The sequence below is a fragment of the Nostoc sp. NMS4 genome (assembly GCF_017115095.1).
In the GTDB taxonomy this organism is placed as follows: domain Bacteria; phylum Cyanobacteriota; class Cyanobacteriia; order Cyanobacteriales; family Nostocaceae; genus Nostoc.
Genome location: NZ_JABXKI010000425.1, coordinates 1 through 13,948 on the forward strand (window position 1 = coordinate 1; position 13,948 = coordinate 13,948).

Annotated in this window: 14 protein-coding genes; 7 read left to right on the top strand and 7 right to left on the bottom strand. The window is 43.1% G+C overall.

The window, feature by feature from the left end; translation table 11 throughout:
* The first annotated feature begins 125 nt into the window (after positions 1-125).
* The 3 genes from HWQ37_RS33865 to HWQ37_RS33875 are packed head-to-tail and all read left to right on the top strand — an operon-like array spanning position 126 to position 932.
* Complete coding sequence (locus HWQ37_RS33865; protein ID WP_292755692.1) at positions 126-395, top strand: hypothetical protein; 270 nt, start codon at positions 126-128, stop codon at positions 393-395.
* A complete protein-coding gene (locus HWQ37_RS33870) occupies positions 396-764 on the top strand; it encodes a clan AA aspartic protease (protein WP_292755693.1) in 369 nt (122 codons plus the stop codon). It abuts the gene before it with no gap.
* Positions 765-794: 30 nt separating this feature from the next.
* Entirely contained in the window at positions 795-932 is a 138-nt protein-coding gene (locus HWQ37_RS33875; protein ID WP_292755694.1) for a hypothetical protein, read from the top strand.
* Here the strand turns inward: HWQ37_RS33875 and dapF are convergent.
* Positions 916-1,755, bottom strand: a complete 840-nt coding sequence (gene dapF, locus HWQ37_RS33880) for a diaminopimelate epimerase (protein ID WP_292755696.1) — start codon at positions 1,753-1,755, stop codon at positions 916-918. The two genes, HWQ37_RS33875 and dapF, sit on opposite strands and share 17 nt — an antisense overlap.
* A 69-nt stretch (positions 1,756-1,824) precedes the next feature.
* Between dapF and HWQ37_RS33885 the strand changes: the two genes are divergently transcribed.
* Complete coding sequence (locus HWQ37_RS33885) at positions 1,825-2,040, top strand: Hfq-related RNA-binding protein (RefSeq protein ID WP_292755697.1); 216 nt, start codon at positions 1,825-1,827, stop codon at positions 2,038-2,040.
* Positions 2,041-2,371: 331 nt separating this feature from the next.
* Positions 2,372-4,441, top strand: coding sequence for a multicopper oxidase family protein (locus HWQ37_RS33890; RefSeq protein WP_292755698.1), 2,070 nt, complete (start codon positions 2,372-2,374; stop codon positions 4,439-4,441).
* A gap of 128 nt (positions 4,442-4,569) precedes the next feature.
* Here the strand turns inward: HWQ37_RS33890 and HWQ37_RS33895 are convergent, their stop codons facing one another.
* From HWQ37_RS33895 to HWQ37_RS33905, 3 genes are all read right to left on the bottom strand, one after another.
* Positions 4,570-6,903: a cation:proton antiporter gene (locus tag HWQ37_RS33895; protein WP_292755699.1), complete on the bottom strand. Its 2,334-nt coding sequence runs from the start codon at positions 6,901-6,903 to the stop codon at positions 4,570-4,572.
* A 90-nt stretch (positions 6,904-6,993) separates the two neighbouring features.
* Positions 6,994-7,971, bottom strand: a complete 978-nt coding sequence (locus tag HWQ37_RS33900) for an SDR family NAD(P)-dependent oxidoreductase (RefSeq protein WP_292755701.1) — start codon at positions 7,969-7,971, stop codon at positions 6,994-6,996.
* Between the two features lie 12 nt (positions 7,972-7,983).
* Positions 7,984-8,841 (bottom strand): hypothetical protein, encoded by an 858-nt coding sequence (locus HWQ37_RS33905; RefSeq protein WP_292755702.1) that lies wholly within the window; start codon positions 8,839-8,841, stop codon positions 7,984-7,986.
* 557 nt (positions 8,842-9,398) lie between these two features.
* On the opposite strand from HWQ37_RS33905, the gene HWQ37_RS33910 reads away from it, so the two are divergent.
* Positions 9,399-9,677: a hypothetical protein gene (locus HWQ37_RS33910; RefSeq protein ID WP_292755703.1), complete on the top strand. Its 279-nt coding sequence runs from the start codon at positions 9,399-9,401 to the stop codon at positions 9,675-9,677.
* A 120-nt stretch (positions 9,678-9,797) separates the two neighbouring features.
* Here HWQ37_RS33910 and HWQ37_RS33915 read toward each other — a convergent pair whose 3' ends face one another.
* From HWQ37_RS33915 to HWQ37_RS33925, 3 genes are all read right to left on the bottom strand, one after another.
* A complete protein-coding gene (locus tag HWQ37_RS33915; protein WP_292755704.1) occupies positions 9,798-10,688 on the bottom strand; it encodes a hypothetical protein in 891 nt (296 codons plus the stop codon).
* Positions 10,689-10,758: 70 nt separating this feature from the next.
* A complete protein-coding gene (locus tag HWQ37_RS33920) occupies positions 10,759-11,367 on the bottom strand; it encodes a DUF1517 domain-containing protein (protein WP_292755705.1) in 609 nt (202 codons plus the stop codon).
* 81 nt (positions 11,368-11,448) lie between these two features.
* Positions 11,449-13,020, bottom strand: a complete 1,572-nt coding sequence (locus HWQ37_RS33925; protein ID WP_292755706.1) for a pentapeptide repeat-containing protein — start codon at positions 13,018-13,020, stop codon at positions 11,449-11,451.
* A gap of 70 nt (positions 13,021-13,090) precedes the next feature.
* Between HWQ37_RS33925 and HWQ37_RS33930 the strand changes: the two genes are divergently transcribed.
* A complete protein-coding gene (locus HWQ37_RS33930; RefSeq protein WP_292755708.1) occupies positions 13,091-13,927 on the top strand; it encodes a prephenate/arogenate dehydrogenase in 837 nt (278 codons plus the stop codon).
* Positions 13,928-13,948 lie beyond the last annotated feature (21 nt).

The window sequence follows — 13,948 nt, forward strand, 5'->3', positions numbered from 1 at the left end:
TCGCCCATCTTCCATAAACTGGATTGAGTAGACAGATCAACTGTGGTTAGGCGATCGCCTTAATTGTGTATTTTAGTTTAGAATATCGATAACAAATAATTAGCGCCGGAATGCGGAGAATAGCTATGGTTTACCCTAAACTTAGCGGCGAAGAAATTACTCGACGGGGCAAAAAACATTATGAAAATCTCCGTACTCAAATTGAGACAGCAGAAAATATTGGCAAAATTATTTCAATTAATGTTGAAACCGGTGACTATGAAATTGGGGATGATTTGTTAATAACAAGTCGTCGATTACAAGCTAAACAATCGGATGCGCCAATTTGGGCGGGACGGATTGGGTTTAATGCTGTCTATGCCATTGGTGGGACATTAATTAGGATAGAGTACTAAGTGATACACGGTACTGTCGTCGGGCTACAAGCTCGAATGAGTGTAATACTTCGTCCTCTAGGACGGTCAGATGTAGAAATTGAATTTGTTGTAGATACAGGTTTTGAAGGCTTTCTGACCCTGCCAATTGCGGTAGTTAATGAGCTTCAACTCCCCTATGTGGCTCGAATTGATGCCAACCTTGCCGATGATTCCAGTATTGCAGCCTTTGCTTATCGTGTAATAGTTGTGTGGAATGGTATAGAGCGTGAGGTTATAGTTCTAGGAATAGGTCGTCGTCCATTGATTGGAACTGCGCTGCTTGAAGATTGTCATCTCGGCATAGACTTTTGTGACGGTGGTACAGTACTGATTGATGAGATTTTGTAGATTTTAGGAAGTATGGGATGGAGATAGTTCGTGATACCTGCGGCGGGTTACGCCTACGCCCTAATTCTAGATACCTGTAAAATTAAGCTGCAAGCGATCGCTGCTAGACTTTTATGGCATTACTACTTGAGTAATGCCAATGGTAAATCGGTTATAGTTTCCCAGTGAATACCTTTAGGGCTGGGCCTGTCATGTAAACTCGTTGGTCTACTTCTGACCATTCAATTTGTAAGAGGCCACCAGGTAATTCTATAGTGGCGGTGCGATCGCATTTTCCAGTTAACACACCAGCTACCAAAGAAGCACAAGCACCAGTCCCGCAAGCTAAGGTAATCCCAGCGCCTCGTTCCCACACCCGCATTTTCAAATAGTCACGCCCTACCACTTGTATAAATTCAGTATTTATGCGTTGGGGAAAAGCTGGGTGATGTTCAAATTTTGGGCCGATGGTTTCTAACTCAATTGCTGCTACATCTTCTACAAAAGTGATGCAATGCGGATTTCCCATATTTACACAAGTGACTTCCCAAGTTTTCCCCGCCACCTCCAACGGCTGATTAATGACTTTTTCTGCATTGGGTGTCAGGGTGGTAGGAATTTCGCCAGCGAGTAACCTGGGTAAACCCATATCTACTTTAACTTGACCATTAGATAAGAGTTGGGGAGTCATTACACCACCCAAAGTATGAATGCGATATGAGTCTTGATTCCGGGATTCGCCTTCTAAGTCTGCCAAAAAGCCAGCTAAACAGCGAATCCCATTACCACACATTTCTGGTTCAGAACCATCGGAATTAAAAATCCGCATGGTGTAGTCAGTGCCATTTTCGCCGGGTAGGGCAAAAATTACACCATCAGCACCGATACCAAAATGGCGATCGCACAACCCGATCGCTTGCTCTGGAGTCACTACAGGCACTGATGACGAGCGATTGTCAATTAAAATAAAGTCATTGCCTAGACCATGATACTTAGTAAATTCGATTGCCATTTCTTCAAGGATGAATTATCAAGGATTAGTTACTCTTTATTTTGCCTTGTAGGTTCATCTTTACTAAAAATGCTTACCGAATTTGACACCACTTTACCCAGTATTAGACAAGTCCAAAACCTGATTAAACAAACAACGCCAGTAGAGTTAAAGCTACTGACTCAGGATGTACTGACAGGGAGGGTTGTATGGCAAGATCCACAGTGCATCTGTATTGCTGATGAAAATAGTCAGCAAACCACCGTTTGGAAACAAGCGATCGCATATATCAGACCTAAGAGTTAGTCATTTGTCAGTAGAGAGGCGATTAATCGCGTCTGTACAATACGCGATTAATCGCCTCTCTACAATAGTCATTTGTCATTTGTGAATGACTAATAGACCTTTTGCATAAATCAAAAATAAGAACTTTACCCCTCAAAGTTATGCTTTGTCTCCCCTCCCCTTGCTAAGGGGAGGGGTTGGGGGTGGGGTGTTAGGGATTTTTCTGAACAAGAAAATCTGACTTACTACGATAAATCAAGGCTTCCAGATTAGATCGCAACTCAGATTAATGAAATTTCCGAAAACACTCTTTTTTCTTTTGAAGCAATAGAGTAAATAAATTTCATTAACTATGGAAAGCCACAAGAATATCGTACACAACGCTCCTAATTCTTCAATCAGCATAGAGGGGGAATTATCCTCAGATATGAACGACGGGAAACTTTTTGCACAGGAGATTGGCAGAACTCCCCGACCTCTACCTAATGATCTGACTCCCTACCAAGACGATTTGCCTGTTTCTTGCATCTACGATCTACGGGAGTCGGGAGATGTAGTCTACCAAAACGTCACCCTCAAATCCAACCGTATTCGTTTCTCCAAACAACTCGGCTTTACCACAGCTTGGGCTTATGATGGCATTGTTCCAGGGCCGAAGTTTGTAGTAAATCGAGGACAGGTTGTGCATGTTGACTGGCATAATCACATTAACAAAGATATTTTGCTACCGTATCGAGTTGCCGTCTGCCCGAACCCACAGGGGAATGATCCAATCCCCCAAAATTCTCCAGGCGTAGACAAAGCTGCTACAATCAACACTAAGGCTGCTGCCCTTCATGCTGCCACTGTTACCCACCTACACGGCGGTCGGACTGCTGCCGATAGTGATGGCTGGACTGAGAATCTAGCTCTGTACAAACAATCCCAGCGAGCAACTTATGAAAATAACCAAAGGAGTACAGCCCTTTGGTATCATGACCATGCGATGGGCGTTACCCGCTTCAACGTCTATGCTGGATTGTTTGGCTTCTGGATCATCCGTGACCAAGTGGAAGATGCTCTTGTCAAAAACAAAGTCTTGCCTAGCGATCAAGACGAGCTATACTTGCTGATCCAGGATCGCAACTTCGATACCGATGAAGCGGGGCGATTGACAGGCGACCTGTTGCACAAAACTGAAGAGGACACTGCTGAGATGTTCGGGCCATACACCCTGGTTAACGGGACGCTCTGGCCGCGGTGTTCAGTCGGCGCTCACCCAATGCGCCTACGTCTGCTCAATGGCTCTAACGCCCGTACTTACTGCTTACGATTGGTAGAGGTTATAGAGGTTGACGGCAAGATTAAGTATGGCGAAGACCTGACGCAGCAAGTGCCAATCTATCAAATTGGCACAGATGGCGGCCTTTTAGACTTTCCCGTTAAGCTCCCAGACCTTGGTTTGCTCCTCGCACCGGCTGAACGTGCAGACGTCGTGATCGATTTTACTAGGTTTTCCGACAAGAAATTGGCGTTTGTGAACACTGCTTTTGCCCCTTACCACGGTGCAACAGTTACGTCTCCTGGCGATGAGAAAGACACACAGGACAATCCAATTTCCCCAGCTGCGGCGGGGACATCTCGTGACGACCATCGTTTACCATTCGTCCATGTCCTGCGTTTTGATGTCAAACCAGATGATCATGGGATTCCGTCTCCACTCAACGAGACAACCTTGCTTGACCCAAACTTTGTACGCTACGTTCATAATGCAGGTGACACCAAAGGACGCAAGGAACTGGTTCTGGGGAAACACAATCACCGTTGGATTGCTCTAGTCGAGTTTCCAATAGGCAATTTGCTGTTTCGAGAGTTAGAAGAGGTGACTAGCGACGAAAACACCGCAAATGCAACAGGCTTACCCCTAATTGCAATTGAAACCCGTATACCTAAAAGTCAACAGACTCCTAATGGTTCAACTATCGAGACTACTTGGTATCGTACAGTAGCAATGCACTTCCACGACACCGTGAATATCCAAGTTCCCTATGATAGTTGGGAAATCTGGAACATTCTCAACTTGACTGGTGATACTCACCCAATTCACGTTCATCTGGTAGAGTTCCAGGCGCTACATCGGCAGAAATACAACACCGATGGCTATGTGGACGGCGGCGGATATACTCTCCCCAAGCAGCCAATCGCGCTAACAGATTCGCCCTTCTCTCCCGACTCTAACGAGCAGGGATTTAAGGACACAATCCGTGTTAATCCAAAAGAGGCTCTGTCCATCGCCGCCCGTTTCAACGGCTACTGTGGGCGCTATATGTACCACTGTCATATTCTAGAGCATGAAGACCATGATATGATGCGTCCGTTCGTCGTCGTTCCACCTGAAGTCTTGGACTTGATGGATGACAGCATGGGTGGTATGGCAATGTGATGCTCTAAACTGAGGTGGCTCTCGTTAACTAGTTCCGTGGGTTTAAGTCCCCCGGTTCTAAAACCGGCAAGTTTTGTGTTGGGGTTAAATCCCCAATCCCCAATTACGAATTACGAATTACGAATTATTTAATTATCCATAGGCAGAAATTCTTTGAGAACTTCTGCCTCAGCAGCTTTCACCACTGGGACAGAAAGGGGTACTGAAGTAGCGATCGCAGCAAATAACTGTTCTAGTTGACTCAAACCTGTCAAACTACCACATAATAATACTTGGTCGCTGACTTGCAAATCCATACCGCCATCAGGATAGCGGATAAATTTACCATCTCGCCGGATCGCCTGTACCTGTACTCCAAATTGCTTGGCGATATCTAAATCTGCAAGGGTTTTACCTAGTGTTGGCGCATCTGCATTGACTGTAACCCACTGACAAGCACTATTTTCTCCGGGAACCGCCGCTTGTCCCTTGGCAAATTCTGCTAAAGCCGCCAGTTCTTCATCTGCTCCCACCACCAACAAGCGATCGCCTTCTGCCAATTTGGTTTGATTATTGGGATAATCAATTTCATCACCGTTAGCGCGGCGAATTGCCATCAAACTCGCTCCTGTTAAGTAGCGCATATCGGCTTCTTCTAAAGTCATACCAATTAAGGGCGAATCAGCTGGTAAAGGATACCAGCGCTGATTTAAATCGCGGGTGGCTTGGCGCAAATCGCGGGCGACTTCAGTTGCAGAACGCTCAGGACGCAAATCTAAGTAATGATCGTTGCGGATTTGCTGCATTTCTCGTTGTACCACAGGCGGCGACAACAAGCCTAAGCCAGTTAATAAATAGGTTGCCATTTCTAAACTGGCTTCAAACTCTGGCTGCACAACTTCCCTCGCTCCCAATTGATACAGCACCTCAATATTTTTATCCTGGGTAGCACGGACAACCAAATCTAATTCTGGGTGCAATTCCAAAGCGCGTTTCAAGCAAAGACGGGTACTCATCGGGTCTGGGAGTGCGATCGCCATTCCTTTGGCGTGATTCACTCCGGCAGTTTCCAAAACGTGTAAACTCACGCAATTACCATATACATAAGACACCCCAGCCTCGCGCAACTGCTGAATTCTACTCTCTGATTGGTCGATTACTACCACAGGTAGACCGTGTTGTAGCAACAACTTCACCAAATTTTTGCCAACTCGCCCATAGCCGCAGACTACTACATGGTCTTTGAAAGGCAAATCTTCCGATACATCCCGCGCCTCATCTTCTTCTAAGTACGGTTTCAACCAGGGCATTGATTCGGCAAAGTTAAATAAAAATGGCACTAACCGCAGTACAAAGGGAGTAAGCATGAGAGTGACTGCGGTAGTTCCCAAAATTAATAAGTATATTTGTCGGGACACCAGCCCCAAAGACTGCCCTTCACTAGCGAGAACAAAGGAAAATTCCCCAATTTGCGCTAGTCCCAAACCGGCAATTATGGCTGTTTTCAAAGGGTAGCGGAATAGTTTTACTAGGGGCGTGATAATCAAAAATTTACCGACAAAAACTATTGCTACCAACCCCAAAATCAATTCTAGGTTGTTCCACAAAAACACTGGGTCAATTAACATCCCAATGGCGGCAAAAAATAAACTGGCAAAGATATCTCGCAGTGGTTCGACATAAGTTAGGGTTTGATCGGCGTACTCCACCTCCGAAATCATCAAACCTGCAACAAATGCCCCCATCTCAATAGACAGCCCCAAATGCTCTGTCAATAGGGCAATGCCCAAACATAGGGCGACAACTCCCAATAAAAATAGTTCTTTACTTTCGGTACGGGCTAGCAGTTGCAACAAAGGCGGTATCAGCCAAATTCCCGCCGCGATCGCACCGGCAGCAAATAAAGCAATCGAACCTAGAGCTGTTAGTACGGCGATGCCAATAGTTTCTGCTGGTTGGTTGAGGGCTGGTAAGACTGCTAACATTAGTCCTAGTGCCAAATCCTGCACAACTAAAATTCCCAGCATCACTTGTCCGTGAGGTGTTTCTGTTTCGTTCCGCTCCATCAAGCACTTGAGAACAACCGCCGTGGAAGACAAAGAGAGAATACACCCTAAAAACATCCCCTTCGCAGGTAAAGTTCCCCAGGCTCCGCTTAACCCGCATATTACAACTGTCACCAAAATCGTCAAAGCAATTTGGAGTCCACCGCCGCCAAGAGCGATCGCTTTTACCTTCTTGAGTTCCGCAAAGGAAAATTCCACACCCAAAGCGAATAACAAAAAAGCGACCCCAAACTGTGCCAGAGTCTCTACTTGAATCAGTTCTTTAATCAATCCCAGTCCCGTTGGCCCAATGACTATCCCGCCAATGAGATACCCCAGCAGCACTGGTTGTTGCAAAAGTGCCGCTAATAGTCCGCCACAGGCTGCAACGCCTAGAACTAAAACTAAATCAACAATTAACCGAAAATCTTCTTGCACCAGTTTTAAAAGAACTATTAAGACCTATTAATTCAGCATACAAAGTTTTATTATCCCAGGATGGTTTGTTTAGATATTGGGCATGGGGCATTAAATTTTAGGTGAACCGAGGGCATTCAATAATAGTAGTGACCACGGCACTTTAATATCAGGTATGAGCCATGAGTACTTTCTCAGTACAGGCAATGCAGCCGGTAGTAGAAAACGTAGAGAGCGCAGGGATGCAGACCGATGGCCATTTTCATCTACAAGATTATATTTCTTAGCTAGTTCGGCAACAATCTGCACCCGTCCTGTATGGCGCATGATATTTGGCTCGCCAGCAAGTACAGCGATCGCTCGTCCGGTTAATAAGGGAGTTTCCCAGTTGTAGCGATCGCTAATTAATGAGTTTTTCGGGTCAGTAGCATTGCTTTGATTCATTTGGGAAGCAAAAAGGGAAAAAAGCTCAGTACCAACAATACCCGGCCAAATTGAAACAGAAGCGACGTTATGGGGTTTTAACTCAACAGCCATATTAGCAGCTAGGCGATCGCAAGCTGCTTTCCCAACACCATAAGCTGTATTAAAGATATAAGACATACTACCCCACGAGGAAATGGTGCAAATTAGTCCAGAGTTACGTTTAGTCATCATCCGAGCCGCAAAAACACTTGCAACATAGTGACTCCGAAGACCAACGTTGTTGCTAGCATCCCAAAGACTTGGTTCACAATCCCAAAAGGGCTGCCCATAAGTATCTTTTAATACCTGAACTCCTGAGTAAGCATTATTTACCAGTAAATCGAGTTGTCCATTCTGCTCATCTTGAATGCGATCGAAAAGCAAACGCACCTGCTCATCGTCGCTGTGGTCTACTTGGACCAGAATGCATACACCACCGACTTCCTCAATGGCTGATTTCGTTTCACTAAGACTTCCAGAAACCCCATCGCTAGAAGAGTTATTAAGGCTGCGACCCGTGATATATACAGTTGCACCGACTTCACCAAGACCAATGGCAATCCCCCTACCAATTCCCCGCGTAGCACCTGTTACCAAAGCCACTTTACCTTCAAGGTGTTTCATGAGCGATCAATTCTAATCTTTTAGCGTTAAATATTGATTATTACAATATTCTTTCGTCGCTGTGACTGAAACAACTTCTACTTCTATCGGTTTTTCTTTAGTTCCGTTAATCAGAAACTCACTAGCTCCTTCACGAGGTTTTTTCGGATTTCCCCAATCATAGGTGTAACCTAAACCCGTCCAAGGATAATGTTCTTGACTACCAACTGCATAAGAACTTGTGTATATCTCTTGCAAAATCGGATAACTAGCAGCAATCGGTATATTTAAAACATTACAACTAGAATCATTAATTTCTGGATCGACACATGGTCTACTTAAATCTTCAGCTTTCACCCACATTTCTACAAAATGCGTCTTATTTGAATTTCTATTTAAAATTAAGCCTAAATACTGCTGCAACCTCAGAGAGAGCATGATATTACCGGGAATATTTATGCCAATCCCCTTACACTTTTGACAAAATTCTTTAACTTGAGGAACGGCTGTTAACCAAGTCCGTGCTTCTATACTTTTTTTTGTTCCTACTTTCCAATCCTCATTGGGGTTTCTAACATATTTCCAACTTGCCATCTGATATTCAATCTTGCCGTTATTTTCTCTCCACTTTATTTGAGTATTAGTTTTTGACAATGACCAAAGATTTTTGACTATTTTCTCTTCACTCGGTCTTTTTGCATCCTCAATAGCTGTATCTAACTGCCTTTTTAGAGCGTTATAACTTGCAGGTTTATTTTTCTCCAAATACTCATTGACATTTGGGTTGGTTTCTGTTTGCGCTAATAAATCCTTAGCTAGTAAACCGGAATATCCGACTGCCAAAAATGCACCTGTCAAGCCTAAAAATACTTGAGTCTTTAATTTTTTCATTAAAATAATCCTGTGTATTTATAACAATAGGCTGAATGTTATACCAATTTTCTAAAATTCGGCAACAGATCCAAACCCTAAAGCCTAGACTCTGTAAGACTTTCGTAATTACGAATTGGTATTACATCCCATGTAAATATGGTTTCAACCTAAAGATTGAATCTGATTTTATATTTATGTTTGACTGATATGATATTTTGCTTAATATTTCTAATTAACTTTATCTGTATAAAAATAAATATATGAATCCGATTTGATTTCTGAAAAAATTAGGTATTTTAATGGCGTGACACAGCTAAAATAGTACATTAGATGTAGTGGTCTGTGTCATTATGCAAGGTTTGTAGTGAGCGATTTATCGCTCAATTTTAAGCACTGAAGTGCTTACTACAAACCCATCAGAATTAATGACATGAGCCAGTAGGGTGTGTTAGACAGAACGTCGTAACGCACCAAATCCTTTTTAGTGATTGAAAATGCACTATTGAGCCTCATCATGTACCTCACTAGAACAGGAAAGGCTATAGTGAACTTACATAACTTTAGGAGTACTCACGGTGAATCAGATACAACTGACTTTAACTATTGGTTACTTATTAATGACGTGCTATTTTTTAAGCAATTGGTTAATATTTTTACTACGTCACCCTGCTTCCACTCCCGAAGATAAACTTTTATCCTTTGTGATGTTTCTGGTGACAACTATCTTCTGGCCTCTGATGATGCCCATATCTTGTTTAGAAATGATTCAAAAAAAGCAAATAGACTTGAGTAAAATGATTCCTGTTCTCTTAGCAATATTTGTATTTAGTATTTCATATTATTTAACCGAATAATTAATAATTCCTCGTCACAAATTGTATAGATATAAAGAGAAGCCGGAGGATTGACTTTTTACCCTCCGGCTTCTTTGTTTAACACACGTTACCCAGTCTATTTATGGAATTGGAAATTTTCTAACGTCGTCTGCTACCAAAACCACTAGACCGGCGAGGTGCTGTACTACGCCCACTACCAAAACCACTGCCAGAATTGCGTCTGGTAGTGCTGGAGTTACCAGAGGGTTGCAACGTACTACCACCAAAACCAGAACCAGAAGGACGGTTATTACCTGTAGTGCTACGCGGTGTATTGCGTATATTTGAATTTCCAGGATATGACCTTCTAATTGTCCCCGTATTGCGGAATGCAGTACGATTTGTCACGGCGGCGGGTGGCGCATTATAGCGAGTTTGGTAGTTTTGAACTGCTTGGCCATAGCTTCCGCCATATCCACCAAAACCACTTAATCCTTGTCCTGATTGATAGACAGGGGGTACATAATATTGGGGTCTAAATAACATACTACCAATAGCTTGTCCCGCCAAGCTACCAGCCACAGACCCGGCAAAAGGTGCCCAGAAGCTATTTTCTCGACGGACTACAACCGTCTCTTGTTGTCCTGTTTGGGGATTGGTTTTATTCTCGGTAACGTTATGGACGTACTCAAGTTTAAAGTCTTCCGTTAGATATAAAATCGGTTGTCCTTTTTCTACCTTCAGATAGGTCTTTTTACCCTGCTTGATTTCATCATCAGTTAACCGCGCCATTTGCAAATTTTCGGTTGAAAAAGTTGGGGGCTTATTGTTAAGTAAAAACAGGTTATATTCCCCAGTCGCATCGTCATAAGTACCTTGTTGTATTTGATACTCGCCATCACTCAGTTTAGTGTTAGTGTTAGCAGAGGTTTGGCTAACGTTCTTAGTTGGAGGAGTACTTTGGTTCTCGCCACCACAAGCAACAGTTGTGATACACAAACTCAGAGCTAAAAAAACGGCTGTAAATTTACGTACTATGGTCATGATCATTGGATTATTGTCCTATCTCTGAGCTTAACAATTTATCGATGTGAGTAGTAAGTACGGACTACCCAACAAACTACAAAGGAATTAATTCTGGGTAATATTGCAAGAGTTGATCGCTAGTGAGTTCATCGCCTAACTGTGCTGGCGAGAAATGTACTTGGATTGCCTTTAATCTATGTTTATAATGCAAGTTTATCAATGCTTTCAATCCTTCCTTGAGTGCTTGAATGTTAGAAAGATCGGTTTCCAAATCTGGTACTTCTCCTTCATAAGCTACTGTAATCATCACAATGATGTTGCTGGTTATAGGTATAGATAAGGGTTCATTCAATCCAGAGTCGGAACTGCCAGAATCAGAGCTGTAATTTGGTTCGCTGAGATATCTTTCGGCAGAGTCAGTAAATAATTCATTTACGTAATCTCCCGCTTCGCCTTCATCAAAAAATACGTCACCTTCATTGGCAGCAGAAAGCCAATATTCATCGTATTGCAGCAGTGTTTGGCTAATTTCTACCAATCCTTCTCCTAAAACTTCTAAGTCGCCATCAACATCGATCGCATCCCGTCCAGCACTATTTAATACTCCCAAAATTGGCGCTACTTCACCTCCCCCTAAGTGCAGAAATAGGCGAAACACCACATAGCGAGTTCGACCAATCATTTTATTAAAGGTATCGCGCATTTTTTCCTCCAAAATTCTTGTTTTTTGTCATTTGTCATTAGTTCAATGCCCAATGCCCAATGCCCAATTCCCCATAATGAACTAATGACTAATATAATGAAATCCTTTGATAAAATCTATAATTACATCTAATGAAGGCAATATATTTTTTGTTGCCTCATTGGATATATCATAAGCTGAAGCATTGAGAGCAGAGCGATTAATAAATCTTTTCCCAAAGTTGGGATGGTCATAGACAATCAAAGTGTGAGCGCTGGAATTCGTTAAAACCATTTGTGTTGGAGCTTTACAAAAATTTAACTTTGCGGCTACTTCGATATTTCTTTTCATCTGTTTAATTGTTGTAGCCTGACTCATGGCTTGTTCTAAAAGAGTATTTAATTGTTTCGCTATATGGGGCGATTTTAGCGATTTAAAATTTTGGTTTGCAACAACTTCACTGTTAATCATTTCCACTATACTGGAAATATTTTTTTGAGTAGATACAGCATCTAAAAAGGGAAGAATGATAATGTAAGCAGTGATAAATAATGCTTCATCGTTATCTACATGAAAGGTGAAAATAGTCCGGCGACGGCCACTTTCGATGCTTGGAGGTTGTTTTAAACCCCGATATTCTTGAGCAATTTGATAGTAAGCGCCAGCGATCGCAAAATTGGCTTCGTGTTCTAGGGCTGCATCCACAATAATCCGAATTGTTGGCGGTGTTTCGTTAAAAAAATCTCGTGACTCTTCAGAATGGAAGTTTTGGACAATGGAGCGATCGCCATTTGGACTAAGATCGACCCATTCACAAATCATCCCTTCAGTTTTTAAACCAAACCTGGAAGTGGCATAAAGCTTTGCTCCAGTTAAAGTTGCTCCGGTCAAGTCAGCACCGATCCATTCTGCCCTAATTAATTTTGCCTGAGTTAAATTGGCGTGGACTAAACTTGTATTTGTTAAATTGGCATTGCTTAAATCTGCACTAATTAAATCAGCCCCGCTCAATTTTGCACCGCTCAAATCAGCCCACCGAAGATTTGCGCCACTTAAATTAGCCCACCGGAGATTTGCACCACTCAAATCGGCTCCGCTCAAGTTAGCATGGCTGAGATTGGCTTGTCTGAGTTCGGTATCTCGCAAATTTGCACCACTCAGGTCAGAACGACTAAGATCGCTGGCGTTTAAGTTAGCCATCTCTAAGTTGGCTCCAGTTAAAGAAGCACCTTTCAAGACAGTCTCACTCAAATTAGCGTGACGGAGATTTGCTTGGCGGAGTGTCGCCTCTCGCAAATCAGCACTGGTGAGGTCAGCCTCCGACAAATCGGCGCGGCTGAGGTCAGCGCGAATTAACTCGGCGCGGATCAATGAGGCTCCTCTGAGTTGAGCGCGACTTAGATCGGCTCGAATCAAATTAGCGACATTGAGACTGGCGTTATTGAGGATGGCGCTGCATAGATTTGCGCCACTCAGTCTCGCTATATTCAGCTTGGCATTGCTCAAGTTAGCTTCACTCAGATTCGCGCCACTCAGGTTGACTATACTCAAATTAGCATCGCTTAGATTTACGCCACTGAGTTTGACCCCACTCAGATTGGCTTCTGGGAGGTCAACACCACTAAAATTTAAGACTCCTGCCGCGTATTGTTCCAGTAATTCCTCTACAGTCATTGATGCTACCCCTTGGATGCCAACTTTAATAGTTGGTAAAGTCATAAAAAACGGAATGTCAAAATCAAAAATGAATATTGGAATTTTAGGATTGGGACTGATTGGCGGATCTTTGGGTTTTGATTTGCGATCGCAAGGACATCATATCTTAGGAGTCAGTCGCCGGGAAGCTACTTGTCAAAAGGCAGTTACCCTCGGCAGTGTTGACCAAGCATCAGTCGATCTGAGCCTGTTAGCAGCCGCAGAGGTTGTATTTATTTGTACACCTCTAGCCCTTATTGTGCCTCAATTTGAACAGTTAGTTGCTCATTTGCCTGTTACTACAGTCGTGACTGATGTCGGTTCGGCGAAAGCACAGATAGTTAAGGATATTACTCCCCTTTGGGATAATTTTATCGGCGGTCATCCAATGGCGGGAAGAACAGATAGTGGGATAGAAGCTGCACAGAGGGATTTATTTGTTGATAAACCTTACGTATTAACACCGATAACGACAACACCAACTAGGGCAATTACGGTTGTAGAAGAAATTGTGCGATCGCTAGGAGCTAATATCTATTATTGTCAACCAGAGCAACACGATCGCGCTGTCAGTTGGATTTCTCATTTACCAGTAATGGTCAGTTCCTCGTTGATTGCGGCTTGTTTGAGCGAAACTGACCCCGATGTTTTGCAATTAGCTCAAAAGTTAGCTAGTTCAGGTTTTCGGGATACCAGTCGTGTGGGTGGTGGAAATCCAGAGTTAGGCGTGATGATGGCGCGGTATAATCGTCAAGCATTACTGCGATCGCTCCAACAATATCGTCAAAATCTTGATGAGTTGACTAACTTAATTGAGCAAGAAAATTGGGCAGTTTTAGAGGAGAAGTTTAAATTAAGGCAACAGGCACGACCTGATTTTGTTTAATAATTGTCGGGTCAGAGCTAT